We start from the raw sequence: 16,380 nt of genomic DNA, 5'->3' as shown, positions 1-16,380 counted from the left end.
CCCCCAGTCGGTCAGATGCCGAGGTATTTGAGCAGGTCACCCTCGCGGCGCCGGAACTCGTCGTTGTCGAGGGTCTCGACGATGCGGCCCTGGCTGAGCAGGTAGTGCCGGTCGGCCACGGTGGCCGCGAACTTGACGTTCTGCTCGATCAGCAGCACGCCCGCACCGGTGGCCTTGATGTCGCGGATGATCGCTGCGATCCGGGACACGATCACCGGGGCCAGGCCCTCGGAGGGCTCGTCCATGAGCAGCAGACGGGCGCCGGTCCGCAGCACCCGGGCGATGGCCAGCATCTGCTGTTCTCCGCCGGAGAGTGTGCTGCCGGGCGCCTTGCGGCGCTCGGCGAGCACGGGGAAGGTCTCGTAGACCCGTGCCAGCGTCCAGGCCCGGTCGGAAACCGTGGGCGGCAGCAGGAGGTTCTCCTCCACGGTGAGGCTGGCGTAGATGCCGCGGTCGTCCTGGACCCAGCCCATGCCGGCGCGGGCTCGGCTGTGCGCCGGTAGGCCGGTGATGTCGCGGCCGTGCAGGCGTACGGTGCCGGAAGCCTGTTGGTGCAGGCCGATCAAGCACCGGACCAGGGTGGTCTTGCCGGCGCCGTTGCGGCCGGCGAGCGAGACGACCTCGCCCTCGTCCACGCGGACGTCCACCTCGTGCAGCGCCCGCGCCTGGCCGTACCACGCGGACAGGCCGGTGACCTCAAGCATGGTCGGCCTCACCGAGGTACGCGGTGATCACGCGTTCGTCGTTGCGGACCTCGTCGTAGCCGCCCTCGGCCAGGATCTTGCCCTGCTGCAGCACCGTCACGCGGTCGGCCAGGCTGCCGACGACGTGCATGTTGTGGTCGACGAACACCACGGTGCGACCGGCCGCGAGGCGGCGGACCAGCTCGATGGTGCGGTCGACGTCCTCGATCCCCATCCCGGCCGTCGGCTCGTCGAGGAGCATCACCGGTGGGTCCAGCGCCAGGACCAGGGCCAGCTCCAGCGCGCGCTTCTGCCCGTACGCGAGAAGCCCGGCCTGCCTGTCCGCCAGCGGCATCAGTCCCACCTGCACGAGCAGCTCGTCCACGCGGGCCCGATGCCGGCCGAGCAGTTTCTCCGACCGCCAGAACCGGAACCCCTGCCGGCCGTGCCCCTGCAGAGCGAGTTCCACGTGCTCGCGGCTCGTCAGGGTGTCGAAGAGGCTGGTGATCTGGAACGACCGGGCCACGCCCCGGCGGGCGACCCGCTCGGGCGGCAGACCGGTGACGTCCTCGTCGAACAACGTGATCGTGCCTGACGTGGGCGCCAGGAAGCCGGTCAACAGGTTGAACAGCGTGGTCTTGCCGGCGCCGTTGGGACCGACCAGCGCGTGCACGCTGCCCTCGCGAACCTCCAGGTCGACCGCATTCACAGCTCGGAAACCCCGGAAAACCTTGGTCAACGCTCGCGTACGGATCGCCACCCGCCCACCCGCCGTCACGCGGTCCCCCGGGCACACGTGAAGCTCTCTGCGCGGGCGGGATCACCCGAGCGGTATCTCGGCCAGCCCGGGTACTCGCAGAGCGGGCGTGTCCGGCCGTCCCGGGGGTTCTGCACCACCGGCCGGGCCGGCGGCTGTCCGTCCCGCACCCAGCGTTCCAGGGCGGAGAGCGAGTCCCAGGTGGCGGCGAACGCGGGCGCACCGAAGTTGGCGTGGTTCGCTCCCGGTGCCACGTAGTACCGCATGAACGCGTCGGTCTGCCGGGCGCCGACCGTTGCCCGTACGCGCCGGTAGTAGTCGTTGGTGGACCGGTGCGAGACGAGTTCGTCGGCGGAGCCGTGCATCAGGATCAGTCGTCCGCCGGACCGCGCGAAGGGGCGAAGGTCCACGTCGTTGCGGTCCTGGATGGTGGAGAGGTAGCTGATCCGTGGGAGCCATTTCCCGGGCCGCCGCGGGTCCACAGCCAGGGAGTTGTGGCCGGGGTCCCGGGTCAGGAAGTACTTCACCCACTGATCCCAGTATTGGAACCCGTACGCGCTGGTGGCCGGCATGGGGTTGGCGGGCGCGGTGGTGCCGAAGCCGAGATACGGCGTCCTCATGTCGGCGCCCGACAGGAACGGGAACCCGGGGTAGTAGCGCTCGCCGCTGGCAATGCGGTACGGCCAGCGGAACGGTGTGGAGGCAGCCGTCACGGAGGCGATCTGCGGGTCGGAGAGGCAGGCCGGCCCGGTGTCGGCGCCGTGCGGGCAGCGCAGCGCCCGGGGATCGAAATGGCAGCCGCCGACGTTCGAGATGATCCGGTCCGCGACACCGTCGAGCCCGTCGCAGGCCGCCATGACGCTGTTGTAGAGCAGGCCCTGCTTGGCCGGGTCGGGGAACGCGCCGGGCCGGGACATCACCTGCGCCAGGTATCCGAGATCGAGGATCTCGGCCATGTTGTTCCAGGCGGGGTAGGCGGAGATGATGCCGTCGAACGCGTCCGGCCAGCGCTGCGCGACGACCAGAGCCTCGCGGCCGCCGGTCGAGCCGCCGGTGAAGTACGTCCGGCCGGGTCCGGCGCCATAGCCACGACGGACGAGGTACTGGACGGCGTCGTGGGTCTTCCTGAGCGCGTCGCCGGCGGCGAAGTTCCGGAGGGCCTCGTCGTTGAGGCCGAAGGACCCGTCCAGAGAGGCAGCGGGCCCGGCCTGGTGGCCGGAGTCGCTGGCGTACGTCGCATATCCCCGGGCCAGCGGAGTGGGTGAATCGGGGCGGCCGAACGGCACGTTGCCGGTGATGTCGGGGATCGTTCCGTTGTAGCCACCGCCGCCGAACATCATCGTGTCGCGGTTCCAGCCGACCGGCATCCCGGCCCGCAGCCTGATGTCCGGAGCGGACGGGTCCTTCGGGAAGATGGACGCGAGGACGTTGCAGTACTCCACGGTCCGGCCGCTCACGACCTGAGTCACCAAGGACGCGGAGTCGACGCGGCCACCGCGGGTCGGCAGGCTGATCACCGAGGCCGGAATCGGGGTTGCCGCCAGCTCCGCGCATCTCGGGGCGGTTCCCACCGTGGCTGTGGCCGGGCTTGCCCCGAAGACCACCGCCCCCGTCGCCAATGCGGTCGCGAACGCCATCATTCGACTCATGTGCGAACCTCCAGACGAGCACGCTGTGCCGCAAGAGCATTGATGAGCGGCACTGAGTGTCACTTACTGTGGCATGGGTCACATCGAACTCACAAGAGAAACATGCGGGAAATATCCACAATGGACGAACACCGGCCTAGCCGGGGACTCGTACGGCTCCGATCTGCACGTAGCACATCAGCGCCGCTCGATCAGACCGGTTCTTCCACTTGTGCCGGGTGCCGAGCTGGACCACGCACGTGCCCGGCGTCAGGGTCACCTCGGCTCCGTTGTCGAGCTCGAGGCACAGCTCACCCTCCAGGCAGATGGCGTAGTCGACCGTGTCCGTCGTGTGCATGCCGTCGCCGTTCTCCTCGAACGGGTCGGTCAGGCCGGGCAGCTTCAGCGCGACCTCCTCGGCGTCGCCGACCGGGTCCGGCACCGGCTGAGGCTCCGACGAGTGCGCTGCCCACCGCAGGAAGAGCGCCCGGCTGCCGCCGAGTCCGGGAAAGTAGGGCCGCAGGACCGGCTTCGCGTCCCGCTCGCCGACCTTCGCCTCCCCGTCCGGGGTGCCCCACAGGAGATAGAAGTCGGCTCCGGGAAGAGCCTGGACGCTGACCGGTTCCGGGTGGCGGTCCTCGACGAAGACGGCATCGCCGTCGCGGTCGTGGCCCGTCACGATCAGACGCGGTTCGATGGGCATCGTGGATCCTTCGCTGGTTCAGTGGGTTTCGGTCGCCGAGTCGGCGAACCGTTGACGGAGCGTCTGTTTCGACCACTTGCCGGTGGCGGTCTTGGGTATCTCGGTCAGGATCTCGACGCGTTCGGGGATCCACCACGACGCGACACGACCGCGCAGATGGGCCCGTACGTCGTCGGGGGTGAGATCCACTCCTTCGGACGGCACGACGCAAGCCACCGGCCGCTCGCCCCAGCGTGGGTGGGTCACGCCGATCACGGCCGCCTCCCTGACCCGCGGGTCGGACATGACCGCGTTCTCGAGCGCGACCGAGGAGATCCACTCACCGCCGGACTTCACCAGGTCCTTGGAGCGGTCCACGATCCGCAGATACCCCCAGGGGTCGATCGTCGCCACGTCTCCGGTACGCAGCCAGCCGTCCGCGGTGAACGCGTCCGCCCCGGTGTCCGAGCCGAAGTAGGCACTGGCGATCGTCGCGCCGGCGACCTGGAGCTCGCCCTGGCTCTGCCCGTCCCATGGCTGGTGCACGCCGTCGTCGCCGACGACGCGGATCTCGGTCAACGGCACGGCCGGGCCGGGGCTGCCGAGCAGCAGACGGCGCGCGTCGCCGTCGAGCTCGTCGTGGTGGGTCGCCAGGCGGGAGGTGGTGACGACCGGACTCGTCTCGGTCATCCCCCACGCGTTGATCAGCGGTCTCCCGACCGCTCGCTCGTAGGCGCTGGACAGCGCGTCGTCGACCGCGCCGCCCCCGCAAGCGACGTGCCGGAGGCTGCTGAGGTCGTGGCGGCCGAGCACCGGGACGAGATCGCGCCACACGGTCGCGACGCCCGCGCTGAAGGTGACCCGGTGCCGGGCGAGGAGCGAGACCAACTCCTCCGGAGCCCGGAGCGGTCCGGGCAGCACCAGATCGGAACCGCTCTGCATGGCGGCGTACGGAAGTCCCCACGCGTTCACGTGGAACATGGGCACGACCGGCGCCACGACGTCTCGTTCGCTCAGCGCGAAGACGTCCGCGCCGAGCAGAAGCAGGCTGTGCAACACGATCGAACGATGGCTGTAGAGGACGCCCTTGGGATTGCCCGTCGTTCCGGAGGTGTAGCAGAGCGAGGCGGCGAGATTCTCATCCTCGATCACGGTCTCGAGCGGGCCGTCGGTCTGCCCGGCGAGAAGTTCCTCGTAGTCGAGCACGCGCGGGTCGTCCGGCAGCGGCATGTCGCCGCCGTCGTCCATCACGATGACGTGCCGCACCGACGCGAACGACGCGACCAACGGCCAGATCACCGGCAGGATCGTCCGGTCGACGAACAGGACGTCGTCGTCGGCGTCGTTGACGATGAACGTGACCTGCTCGCGGTAGAGCCGATGGTTGACCGTGTGCAGGATCCGTCCCGAGCTCGGGATCGCCAGATAGAGCTCGACGTGCCGCTGGCTGTTCCAGGCGAACGTGCCGACGCACGCCCCGGCGGGCACGTGCAGGCTTTCCAGGGCTCGCGCCAGTTTCCGTACGCGAGGTGCCACCTCCCGCCACGTCGCCACGGTCTCGGTCGTCCCGCCGGTGATGATCCGCTTGTGCCCGAAGTTCGTCTCGACCCGCGCCAGCAGAGTCGGAATGGTCAGCGGCCGGTCCTGCATCAGTCCGTGCATCAGTCGCCCGCCTCGACCATCTCGATCCGTCCCGCCCGTCCAGTGGTCTCGGATGGTTGCCAGCTGTTCGAGGTGAGGAGGAACAGCGTCGTTCCGGTCGGGCCGCCGAGCACGCAGTCGGTGGCGCAGCGTCCCTCGACGTCGATCGTCCGGGTGATGCGGCCGCCCGCCTCGACGCGCAGGAACTGGGAGGTCGCGATGGAGGAGACCCAGACCGATCCGGTCGCGTCCACACAGATGCCGTCGGGTGTCGACCCGGGCGGCAGCTCGGCCCACGTGCGTTTGCCGGTCAGGTCGCCGTGCTCACCGATGTCGAACGCGGTCAGCCGGGCCGCCCAGGTCTCCGCCACCACCAGGGTCGAGGTGCCCGGCAGGACGACCATGCCGTTCGGGAACACCATGTCGTTCTCGACCAGGGTCACCCGGCCGCGGGCGTCGATCCGGAAGATCGGACCGGGTCGCTGCGGAGCATCGGCGTAGAGGTCGTACCCGAAGCCGCCCAGGAAGGTCCGGCCCCGGTCGTCGGTGACCAGATCGTTGACGGGCGCATCGGTGAGATCCGAGAGGTCCGCGAAGACGCTCAGCTTCCCGTCCGGGTCCAGCCGCCGGACCTTACGGTCGATCATGCAGCTCACCAGCAGGGAGCCGTCCGGTAGCCAGCCGAGCCCGGACGGCTGGTCCTCGACGACCGCGACCTCCTCGAGCGTCCGCGCCGCCGGGTCGGCCCGGAACACCTGTCCGGTGTGCATGTCGGAGAACCAGAGGCGGCCGTCGTGCCAGCGGGCGCCCTCGGGGAACCGGAGGTCGGAGTAGAGCAGGGTGAGTTCAGACATCGGCGCTCTCCTGGATCGAGGTGCGGGGATGGTGGGACGACCGGAGGCGGGTCCGTAGCCGGACGAGCGCGCTGTGCAGATCGGGAGCGTCGATGACGACGATGATTCCGAGGAGGCCCGCGAAGAAGAGCTGCGACACGTACTGCGGCACGGCGGCGACCGCCACGATCTCGGCGAGCAGCGCGACGGCCAGGCTGCCGGCGAGCAACCCCAGCGGATGGCCGCGGCCACCGGCGAGGGAGACGCCGCCCAGCAGAGCCGCGGCGGCCGCCACGATCAGCGGCTGGACGCCGGGATCGGGATTGGCCGAACCGAGGCTGAAGCTCAGCAGCGACCCACCGAGCGCGGACAACACGCCGGAGGCCACGAAGGTGCCCACGATCAGCCGGTCGACCCCGACCCCGGCGACGCGGGCGGCGCGCCGGTCGCCCCCGATCGCGCGAAGTTCGCGGCCCCAGCGGCTCAGCGACAGGACGACCGCCGCCACGACGAACAGGCCCAGCGTGATCAGGCTGCGCGGCGAGAAGTACGTGAGGAGGCTCTGGTCGACCCAGAGTGTCACGGTCGCGTTGGAGTAGGTCTTGGTGAGTCCGCCGGACAGGGCGCTGGTGAGCCCCAGCAGCGCGATGTAGGTCGCCAGGGTCACCGGCATCGACGGGATCTTCAGGCGTGCGATCAGCCCGCCTTGGAGCAGCCCGATCGCCGCGCCGGCGCCCAGCGCGGCCAGGAGGCCCCACGCCCAGTGCTGCTGGCCGGCCTGAACGGTCAGCATCCCGCCGACCGCGTACGTTCCCACCACCGACAGATCGAACTCGCCGGCGATCATCGTCAGTCCCAGCGCAAGGGTGAGCAGGCCCAGCCGGGCCAGGATCTGGAACATGTTGTAGACGTCGAACGAGGTGAGGGCGGAGCCGGTGTACGTCGGAACAAGCACGAACGCGATGACCGTGACGGCGAGAGCCGCCACCGGCAGCGAGGCCTCGGGCCGCCTGGCTCTCATGCGCGGCTCCCTCGGGTACGCAGGTGCACGGTGACGACGACGACCAGCACGATGACTCCCTTGACCATGATCTGGACCCCGGTCGAATAGCCGCGCAGCAGCAGGATGTCGGACGCGGCGGCGATGAGCACCGCGCCCGCGAGCGTGCGTAACGCCGAGCCACGCCCGCCGGAGATCGGGGTACCGCCGGCCAGCACCGCCGCGATGGCGTCGAAGGTGAGCGTTCCGCCGAGGTTCACGTTGGCCGAGGTGTTGAAGGCGGCGGTGAACGCGGCGGTGACCGCGAACAACGCACCCGCACCCAGCCAGGCCACGGCGGTCATCCGGCCGACCGGCAGGCCGGCGGCCCGGGCCGCGCGGCGGTTCTCGCCGATGAGGTAGAGCGAGCGCCCGAACCCGGTCCGCCGCAGCGTCCATTCCACGATCAGGGCCAGCCCGATCAGGACGTACACGCTGAGAGCCACGCCGCCCGGCGTCGCGTTCAGACGGTCGTACCCGCCGGCGGTGGGCGAGACCGTCGACCCGCCGCTGACGCCGGTCGCGATGCCGGTGATGGCGAAACTGGCCGCGATGGTCAGGACCACCGGGTTCGCCGCGGCGTAGCCGACCACCGCGCCCTGCAGGCCGGTGATCAGGGTTCCGCACAGCACGGCGAGCACCAGAGCCGCAATCAGGCCGAGCGACTGCGCCGACAAGAAGATCATCCCGACGGCGGCCACGCTGGGCGAGATGGCGAGCGAGACCGCGGATCCGCCGATGGTGATCAGGGTCAGCCCGAGCGCCGCGATGCCGACGAGGCTGGCCGAGGTCAGGATGGCCTTGGCGTTGGCCACGGTCAGGAACCGGTCGGTCGTCAGGGCCAGCACGATCGCCGCCAGCACGGCAAGCAGCAGGACCCCGTCGACGACGAGGCCGGGCCGGCGGATCGGCGCGGCGGAACGGGGCCGGGCGGACATGACGTTCACCGGCGTTCCTCCGCCGGGGCCGCGGCGCCGTGCGTCATCTCCCGGAGCAGCACGGAGCCGGCCACGTCGCCGTCGTGACGCTGGACGACCACGCCCTTGTGCATGGTGACCACGACGTCGGCGAGGTCCAGCAGCTCCTCGAGATCGGTCGAGCTGAACAGCACGGCCATGCCCCGGTCGGCGGCGTCGCGGAGCAGCCGGTGGATCGCGGCGCGACCTCCCACATCGACGCCGCGGGTGGGATCGTCGAGAAGCAGCACGCGGGCGTCCGAGCGGCCGAGACCACGACCGACGAAGACCTTCTGCTGGTTGCCGCCGCTCAGCGAGCGCACGCTGTCGCCGGTCCGCCCGCCGTCGAGACCGCACAGGCCCACGAGATCGGTCAGCACGGCCGACCATCGTTGCCGGTCGAGCACGGCCCACCGGGTCACGCTGGGCAGGCGGGTGGCGAGCAGGTTCCAGCTGATCGGTTTGTCGAGGAACAGCCCTTCGGACTTGCGGTCGTTGGAGACGAACGCGATGCCGGCCCGGGCCGCGGCGATCGGATGGCCGGGACGAACCACGACCCCGTCGACCCTGATGTCGCCGGCCGCCGCCGGGACGAGGCCGGCGGTCGCGCGCAGCACGTCGGAGGCTCCGGACCCGAGTTGGCCGGCCAGGGCGTACACCCGGCCCGGCCGGAGCCCGAGGCTGAAGTCCTCGACCCGGCCGGGAACCGACAATCCGCCGACGGACAGCACCTCGCCGGACTTCCCCGCCTCACCTCCGGTTCGCTTGCGCGACCGGTGCGGCGCTTCGCCGAGCATCTGGACGATGAGAGAGTCGATGGTCAGGTCGGCCACCTCGGTGGTCGCCACCACCGCGCCGTCGCGCATGACGGTGACCCGGTCGCAGAGCCCGAGCACCTCGCCGAGCCGGTGCGAGACGAAGAGGATGGCGCAGCCGGCGGCCGCTACGGCGCGGACCGCCGCATAGACGTACTCGCTCTCGACGTCGCTGAGCGTGGCCGTCGGTTCGTCGAGGATGAGCAACCGGGCGTCCTGGCCGAGGGCCCGCGCGATCTCGATGAGCTGACGCTCGCCGATGCCGAGCTCGGACAGCGGCTGATCGAGATCGACGTGACCAAGCCCGACGTTGTCGAGCAGGCTGCGCAACCGGGGCCCGGAGGCACGCCGCCGGTTGAGCCAGCGCGCCCGCTGGTCGCCCAGCATGAGGTTCTCGGCGACCGTGAGCGAGGGCACGACGCTCAGTTCCTGGTCGACGAGCGCGATGCCGCTGCGCTGCGCCACCTGCCGGCTGCGCAGGTCGAGCACGCCGCCGCCGATACGGATCGCGCCCGAGTCCGGCGTCTCCTGCCCGGACAGCATCTTGACGACAGTGCTCTTACCGGCGCCGTTGTGCCCGCACAACGCGTGGATCTCGCCGGCGGCGATGCCGAAGGACGCCCCGCGCACGGCGCGGGTGCTGCCGAAGCTCTTGGTGAGCTGGTCGACGCGGACCAGCTCCTCGGCGGCCGGACTCATGCCTTGCTGCACTGTTCCGCGAACTGCGCGACGTTCTTGGCGGTCACCCGCTCTTCCTTGACGAGTTCCTTCGCGGGCGGGTTCTGCTGGTTGAAGTACCGGATCACGTAGTCGGCGGTCTGCTCGGCGATCGTGCCGGGATCCTCGGTCGCGGTGCCGTAGAGCGTGCCGCCCTTGATGGCGTCGATACCGGCCTTGAAGCAGTTGCTGCCGGTGACGATGAGGCCGTTCTTGCCGCCCACCGGGCAGCCGGCCTGCTTGGCCGCCGCGACGATCGGAAGCGCCTGGTAGTCCGCCATGCCGTAGGCACCCTGGATGCCCGAGCAGCCGTACTTGGCGAAGAGCTGCGTGGCGATCTTGCCGGAGAGCGTGGGATCCCAGTTGCCGTCCTGGATGTCCACCACCTTGTATTCCGGCGTCTTCGCCAGCTCGGCGTCGAAGCCCTTCATCCTGTCCTGGGCGGCGAAGCCGGACTTGGTGCCGGTGATCGCGATGATGCTGCCGGAGGTGCGGCCCTGCGCCTTCAGGCCCTCGACCAGGTTCTGCGCGGCCGCGGTGCCGAGCGCCTCACTGTCGGAGAGCACCTGCATCACGTCACCGTCGACCGAGGGGTCAGGACGCCCGTCGAAGACGAGCACCGGAATGCCGGCCTGCTTGGCCTTCTTGATCGGTACCACCGTCGACGACGTGTCGAGGAGGGCGGCGACGATCAGGTCGGGCTTGTTGGAGATGGCCTGGTTGAAGTTGGTCACCGCGGTGCCGGGATCCATCGTCGTGAGATCGACGACCTTCACGCCCTGGGACTCGAGCTTGGGGACGAAGACGCCGTTGAAGGAGGCACCCCAGGGGTTGTCCTTGCCGTACCCGACGAAGGTGACGGTCTTGCCCTTGAGTCCCGCCGTGCCGGAGGCGTCGCCGCCGCCGGAGGAGCCGCCGCCACAGGCGGCTGTGGCGAGCAGGACACCGGCAAGTGCCGCGGCGACCTTCACGGCCGCCTTTCCGAGCGGAGGTGACGAAAGTGAGTGGATCATGAGCAGCTCCCGGTTCCCGCCTCGTTTGTGAGGCCTGTCACACCCCGCTGCGACGAACTCTAGGTGGGTCGGGACCCGCCGGTGAGAGAAGATCACCACACTGTTCGGTGCTTTACGGTGGGCACGATGCACACCGCGAGAGGAGCGGTCGACGATGAACGACGCCCCCGAAGGCCGCCCGTCACGCCTCGAACTCGCGTCCTACCGGATGCGCCGGGACCGCGAGCTCAGCTCCCTGTACGCGACCGCCCGGTCGCTGACCGCCCTCGGGGAACTGGACGCGGTCCTGGAATCGATCGTTCACCAGGCCCACGAACTGATCGGCACCGACTTCACGTACCTCTCGCTGCTCGACACGGACGGCGAGCTGACGCTGAAGGCGTCGGAGGGCACCATCTCCCCGGCGTTCAACCACGCCCGGGTCCCCTCCGGAACCGGCGTCGGCGGCCTGGTCATCGCGACCGGCGCGCCGGCCTGGGTCAGCAACTACCTCAAGGCCGGCGACGTCCCGCACGATCGGACGTTCGACGGCCTCGTCGTTCCGGAAGGCATGGTCGCGCTGCTCGGTGTGCCTCTGCTGGTCGGCGAAAAGGTCATCGGCGTCCTGTTCGCCGCCGACCGCACCGAACGGCCTTTCGAACCGGACGAGGTCGCGCTTCTCAGCGCTTTCGCCGACCACGCGGCCATCGCGTTGAACAACGCCAGGCTGTACGACGAAAGCCGGGCCGCGTATCGCACCATCGAGCGGCAGGTGGCGATGATGGAACGGGCCCAGGCCGTACACGAATCGCTCGCCCGGGTGGTGCTCACCGGGGGCGGCGCCGACGACATCGCCCGGTTGCTGGTCGACCACCTGCAAGGGGCGGTCGCGGTCTTCGACCGGGCCGGTGCCGTCACCGCCCAATGCTCGCCTGACCCGGACAATGAGCCAACCGCGCAGCGGCGGTCGCCGGACGCGGTCGAGCAGGCCCGGCAGTCCGGCCGATGGGCGACGACCACCGACAGCACCGGCCTCTGGCACAGCGCGGCTGCGATCCAAGCCGGTGACACCCACCTCGGCGCGCTCCTGCTCACCCGGCGCCAGGAGCCCAGCCCGGTCGACATACGCACCCTCGAGCGCGCAGCTCAGATCATGGGCCTGCTCATTCTCAAGGAGACCGCCGTCGCGGAAGCCGAGGAACGGGTCAGCGGCGAACTGCTCACCGAACTGCTCGTCTCGGCGCCACCGCTGACCCCCGCCCAGCGTGCCCGGGCGCACGCACGCGGCATCGACCTCACCGCGCTGAACGTCATCGTCGTCGCGCAGTCCGAGACGAAGAGTGTGCCGGAGGTCAGCCGCCACCTCTACGCACTCTCCTCGGAATGGAAAGGGCTCGCCGGCGAACATCTCGGCCGCGCCGCACTGCTCGCCACGACATCGGATCCCGCCCGGCTCGCCGCGACAGTGCACGGTCGCCTTCGCCAGGACCTCGGATCGCCGGTACGAGTCGTCGCCGAGGCGGTCACCGGCCACCGCTGGGGACCGGCGTTCGACATCGCCGGCAAATGCTGCGATCTCATGCGAATCCTGGGCGTGACCGATCAGGGGTCCACCACCGAGCCGTACGCGATGTTCGCCCTGCTGTTCGACACCGATCGCGCGACGGACCTCCACCGGTTCCTCGACAATGTGCTGACACCGCTCCTGGCCCACGACGCACGACGGTCGACGCAACTGGTGGCCACCTTGTCGGCCTACTTCGGCAACGCCGGCAACGTCACCCGAACCGCCGCCGCGCTCCACGTGCACGTGAACACCCTGCTGAAAAGACTCGATCGGGTCGACGGCGTTCTCGGAGCGGGCTGGCGCGCTCCCGACCGGGCCCTGCAACTGCAGGTGGCAATCCGGCTCCATGACCTGGGCGCTCAATTGGACCAATCCCGTACGGTCGACGGCGGTTGATCGCACGCATTCACCAGCACCGCGAGCAGTCGGTCAATGATGCGGCGTTCGGCCCAGTAGACGCTTCGCGGCAGCCGGCAGGCCGGGTGAGCGCTGCTGCGGCCGCGACGGCAGCGGTAGCCGGCCCGGCCGTGGATCCAGTGGGCCTCCAGACGGCGCCCGCACAACAGGCAGATCAGCAGCCCGGTCAGCAGGTACGTGTGCACCATGCCGGTGCCCGGCACAGCAATCGAATTGACCCGTTGCGCAGTCAGGAATTCACTGTCACTGACGAGAGCGGGATGCGTCGACTCACGTGAGATCACCCATGCGCTGCGCGGGTTGCGGGTTCGGGTGCGACCGAGGCTGGTGCGCTTGTCCCCGGGAACGGTCTCGTGGTGCTCGGTGCGCTGCCGGTTCCACACCTGCCGGCCGGTGTAGCGCGGGTTCGCGAGGATCTCCGCGACCGTACGCAACGGGTCGAGAGCCGCCTCGTAGTTCTTCGGAGTGATCTCTTCGAGCCGCAAGCCGATGTCGAAGAACTCGACCGCGATGCAGCCGCGCTGCTCGGTCAGCTGGGCGGCGGCGTCGAGCTGCCGCCGCCGCGACGAGACCGGATCCTGGTAGCCGTCGGTGGAGATCCGCCCGTAGAAGGCGAAGCGAATGCCGCCGTCCCGCCACGCACGGCGCCGGCCACGGGACCTTTCTGGTGACCGGTCTATCCAGAGTGTGAACAGATTTTCGGATGCCACGCCCGCGGTCGTCAGCAGCGTGAGCATTGGCATCACCAAGCCTTTGAAGCAGACACCTTCAGTACCCGCCCCGCCTGCGCCACCACCTGCAGTCCGCAACTACCACCCGTACGAGTGAGAAGGGCACCCGTGGCCGACTTCCGTGGTGCCCAGGCCGGCCGGTGCACCTTCGCTTGACCACGCCGGGAGACGCGCCGATAGGGTGGGGCCATGAAGAAGCCCCTTGGCGTCGCGCTCGTGGTCATCGGCCTGGCGGCTGCCGCGTCGCTCAACTCCATCGGGGTCGCTTCGGCGGGCCAGCAGCCCGTGCCGACCGTGGTGGCCTCCACCCCGATGGCGAGCGTGACCGTGCCGGCACCTCCGGCGATCAAGGACAGCGACCCGTCGCTCACGTTCGCGCAGAACGGCCGCATCGTCACCGTCACCCGCAGGTCTACTCCGGTCGCCACCGTGACGCTCACCTCGGCCACCTGGTCGGCTCACTCCGCCACGGCCGTCCTCGAGGTCACCGCCAACCGTCCGATCATCGTCGACCCGGCGATGTTCATCCTCTACGACGCCGAGGGCTGGGAGAATGAGGCGGAGCAGAGCAAGCCGGTACGGTTCGGGGCCGGCACCGCCACGCTCACCCTGACGTTCACCGGCACCCCTGCACGACCCGAGGCCTTCGGCTGGGTGGCGCAATCCGACGGGGATGCCGTCGCCGTGTGGGAACGCGGCTGAGCACGACCGCTGTCGGACCAGTCAACTGCGCGGCCGCCCGGACACGGTGGCCCCCACCACGATCATTCACTTCGTTACCCGCGTGTTGACCGTTAGCAACGGCCTCATACGCGTCCCCCTATCGCGTCCAGCATGAACCGCGGGCAACGTTGCTGGGGTGGCGAACGAGCCGGAAGCGAGCCGGGCGGGCGTTGGCCGGTTGGCACGTCGGCCCCAGGCCCATGCGGCTGTATAGCTCGACCTTGTCGCGCGGGTCAGCGTCGCGGAGCAGCTTGAACAGGTCGTTGAAGGCGTCCGCGATGGCTTCGAGCTCCTCGCTGGTCATCCCTTGACGCGGCGCCTCCGTTTGGCCGAGCCGGGCTTGAGCCGCCTTCTTGACCGCTGTGGCTTAGATGATCCAACCGGCGATGAGCGCGGGGTCTCCCCCGGCGTCGAGGCCCGCCACCTCTGTCTCGCGACAGACGTGAAGCGCCGCCACCGTTCCGCAACTAACCGGCATTGGTTCCAGCCTAGGCGGCCAGCGCCGCTCCGAATCGGGCCGCGCCGCTCGGCACGCCGTCGACACCAGGGGCGATCACGGTGTCCGCGCCACCGCCGAACACCGCGTCCCAACCGATGACATGCACCACGCCGGTCGAGTAGGTCACGTCGTCGGGTGCCGCGACGAACAGCGCCTGGTAGCGCGCGGCAAGCGCAGCGCCGAATTGGTCACCGGCCTGCGCCGGGTCGCCTAGATCGGACTGCGCCACACCGACGTCTCCGTTGCCCGGCGCGGTGGTCCCGTCACCGAAGACCTGGATGAAGCCCGCGTCGGTGGACGAGTCGACGTCCTCACCCGGTACGCCCACCACGACCGGTTCACCAAGGCCGTCCCGCCACGGGCCGCCGAGCGCGAGGGTCGTGCCGAACCGGTCGCCGGCCTCGGCCGCACCGGCCACGGATGCCGTTTCCTGGTTGACGCTCCACCGTTGCGGCAGCGGCAACTCGTCGTCGTCGGTCGCGAACAGATGCACCGCCCCGGCATCGGCCGCTGCGCCGATGTCCTCATGGGGTACACCGACCACCAACTTCACATGCGACGGTCCGTCATGCTCACAGAACGACGTCAACGCGAGACTCGCGCCGAACTGGTCACCGGTTTCGGCGACGCCGTCCACCCCGGCCGTGTCCTGTGACAGAGGTGTATCGGTGGCGAGCCCGCGAGCGATGTGCACCATGCCGCCATCCTGGACGCCGTCCAAGTCCTCGCCGGGCACGCCGACCACGATCGTGTAGCCCTGCGCGGTGCTCGCGCTGCAGCCGAACCCGCCGGGCCCCTGGAACACCTCCACGGCCGCGCCGAAACGGTCACCCCGCTCGGCCTTCCCGCTGATGCCGGGCGAATCCTGCGTGAGGTCGCGCGCCAGCGTCACGTCACCGGTGCTGACGTCGAACGCCACCAGACCCGCTGCCCCAGCGTCCGGCACACTGCCGAGGTCCTCGCCCGGCGCGCCGTACGCGATCGCCGGCGCCGGCAACCCTGCGCCGTCGAGGTCGGTGGTGTTCACCGCGATCGACGCACCGAACCGGTCACCCGCCTCCGGCACCCCTGGTACGCCGAACGCGCCCTGCCGGAGAACGATGCCGCTCTTGCCGCCGCCCAGCCCCGCGACGGAACCGAAGATCACGTGGACCACCCCGGCGTCGTCGGCGCTGCCGACCGACTCTGACGGCACAGCGACCACCAGGTCGGCGTACGCGTCGTCGTTGATCTGGGCGGCGCGCACGACGGCGCCGAACCGGTCGTCGGTCTCGGCGGTGTCACCGACGCCAGTCATGCCCTGGGTGAGAAGCGCCCGGGCCGCGTTCTCACCGCCGTACACCACGTTGACCCGGCCGGCCCGAGCCTTGCCGTCGACGGTCGCGTCGGGATCCGCAACGATCAGATCGCCGCAACCGTCCCCATTGAAGTCCGATCCCGGCGCACATGCCTGCGCCCGGGCTGGTCCGCTCAATGGCACCACTGTGGCGACCAGTACAGCCGCGACCAGCGCCGTTCGTCCTAAACCTCGCATGTCTGTCCCCCGTCCAACATGCACGTGTCACACAAACACCTGCGGAATTTCACCGTGGGTTCAGACGTACTGTAACAACGGAAATAAAGGCCGCGGTCTTGTGAAGCCGCTGTACGAGATCCGTACGTCAGGGTGTCAACTCGCGGACTGTCAGCCCGCAAACTGG

The 16,380-nt window shown here is 69.8% G+C and carries 15 protein-coding genes; 2 read left to right on the top strand and 13 right to left on the bottom strand.

Annotated elements, in window-relative coordinates:
- Positions 1 to 11 precede the first annotated feature (11 nt).
- From IT780_RS25520 to IT780_RS25475, 10 genes are all read right to left on the bottom strand, one after another.
- On the bottom strand, positions 12 to 704 hold the full coding sequence (locus IT780_RS25520; protein WP_199514200.1) for an ABC transporter ATP-binding protein: 693 nt from the start codon (positions 702 to 704) through the stop codon (positions 12 to 14).
- Complete coding sequence (locus IT780_RS25515; protein ID WP_372443793.1) at positions 697 to 1,461, bottom strand: ABC transporter ATP-binding protein; 765 nt, start codon at positions 1,459 to 1,461, stop codon at positions 697 to 699. Before IT780_RS25515 ends, IT780_RS25520 begins: the two co-directional genes overlap by 8 nt.
- A complete protein-coding gene (locus IT780_RS25510; protein WP_199514198.1) occupies positions 1,458 to 3,089 on the bottom strand; it encodes a tannase/feruloyl esterase family alpha/beta hydrolase in 1,632 nt (543 codons plus the stop codon). Before IT780_RS25510 ends, IT780_RS25515 begins: the two co-directional genes overlap by 4 nt.
- A 136-nt stretch (positions 3,090 to 3,225) precedes the next feature.
- A complete protein-coding gene (locus tag IT780_RS25505; RefSeq protein ID WP_199514197.1) occupies positions 3,226 to 3,771 on the bottom strand; it encodes a cupin domain-containing protein in 546 nt (181 codons plus the stop codon).
- 18 nt (positions 3,772 to 3,789) lie between these two features.
- Complete coding sequence (locus tag IT780_RS25500; RefSeq protein ID WP_199514196.1) at positions 3,790 to 5,412, bottom strand: long-chain fatty acid--CoA ligase; 1,623 nt, start codon at positions 5,410 to 5,412, stop codon at positions 3,790 to 3,792.
- Complete coding sequence (locus IT780_RS25495) at positions 5,412 to 6,245, bottom strand: SMP-30/gluconolactonase/LRE family protein (RefSeq protein ID WP_199514195.1); 834 nt, start codon at positions 6,243 to 6,245, stop codon at positions 5,412 to 5,414. Before IT780_RS25495 ends, IT780_RS25500 begins: the two co-directional genes overlap by 1 nt.
- Positions 6,238 to 7,245: an ABC transporter permease gene (locus IT780_RS25490; protein ID WP_199514194.1), complete on the bottom strand. Its 1,008-nt coding sequence runs from the start codon at positions 7,243 to 7,245 to the stop codon at positions 6,238 to 6,240. The genes IT780_RS25495 and IT780_RS25490 overlap by 8 nt, the downstream gene beginning before the upstream one ends.
- Positions 7,242 to 8,201 (bottom strand): ABC transporter permease, encoded by a 960-nt coding sequence (locus IT780_RS25485; RefSeq protein WP_233413524.1) that lies wholly within the window; start codon positions 8,199 to 8,201, stop codon positions 7,242 to 7,244. The genes IT780_RS25490 and IT780_RS25485 overlap by 4 nt, the downstream gene beginning before the upstream one ends.
- A gap of 5 nt (positions 8,202 to 8,206) precedes the next feature.
- Complete coding sequence (locus IT780_RS25480; RefSeq protein WP_199514192.1) at positions 8,207 to 9,733, bottom strand: sugar ABC transporter ATP-binding protein; 1,527 nt, start codon at positions 9,731 to 9,733, stop codon at positions 8,207 to 8,209.
- Positions 9,730 to 10,764, bottom strand: coding sequence for a sugar ABC transporter substrate-binding protein (locus IT780_RS25475; RefSeq protein WP_199514191.1), 1,035 nt, complete (start codon positions 10,762 to 10,764; stop codon positions 9,730 to 9,732). The genes IT780_RS25480 and IT780_RS25475 overlap by 4 nt, the downstream gene beginning before the upstream one ends.
- Positions 10,765 to 10,918: 154 nt before the next feature.
- On the opposite strand from IT780_RS25475, the gene IT780_RS25470 reads away from it, so the two are divergent.
- Positions 10,919 to 12,706, top strand: coding sequence for a helix-turn-helix domain-containing protein (locus IT780_RS25470; RefSeq protein ID WP_233413487.1), 1,788 nt, complete (start codon positions 10,919 to 10,921; stop codon positions 12,704 to 12,706).
- Here IT780_RS25470 and IT780_RS25465 read toward each other — a convergent pair.
- Positions 12,670 to 13,464, bottom strand: coding sequence for a recombinase family protein (locus IT780_RS25465; RefSeq protein WP_199514190.1), 795 nt, complete (start codon positions 13,462 to 13,464; stop codon positions 12,670 to 12,672). The two genes, IT780_RS25470 and IT780_RS25465, sit on opposite strands and share 37 nt — an antisense overlap.
- 183 nt (positions 13,465 to 13,647) lie before the next feature.
- On the opposite strand from IT780_RS25465, the gene IT780_RS25460 reads away from it, so the two are divergent.
- Positions 13,648 to 14,160: a putative periplasmic lipoprotein gene (locus tag IT780_RS25460; protein WP_199514189.1), complete on the top strand. Its 513-nt coding sequence runs from the start codon at positions 13,648 to 13,650 to the stop codon at positions 14,158 to 14,160.
- 118 nt (positions 14,161 to 14,278) lie between these two features.
- Here the strand turns inward: IT780_RS25460 and IT780_RS25455 are convergent, their stop codons facing one another.
- Complete coding sequence (locus tag IT780_RS25455; RefSeq protein ID WP_199514188.1) at positions 14,279 to 14,485, bottom strand: hypothetical protein; 207 nt, start codon at positions 14,483 to 14,485, stop codon at positions 14,279 to 14,281.
- Between the two features lie 184 nt (positions 14,486 to 14,669).
- A complete protein-coding gene (locus IT780_RS25450) occupies positions 14,670 to 16,238 on the bottom strand; it encodes a hypothetical protein (RefSeq protein ID WP_199514187.1) in 1,569 nt (522 codons plus the stop codon).
- Positions 16,239 to 16,380 lie beyond the last annotated feature (142 nt).

Source organism: Nucisporomicrobium flavum, from assembly GCF_016464385.1.
Classification (GTDB): domain Bacteria; phylum Actinomycetota; class Actinomycetes; order Mycobacteriales; family Micromonosporaceae; genus Actinoplanes; species Actinoplanes flavus_A.
Note: the sequence above shows the minus strand (reverse complement) of the source record. Positions and strands in the feature narration are given on the sequence as shown.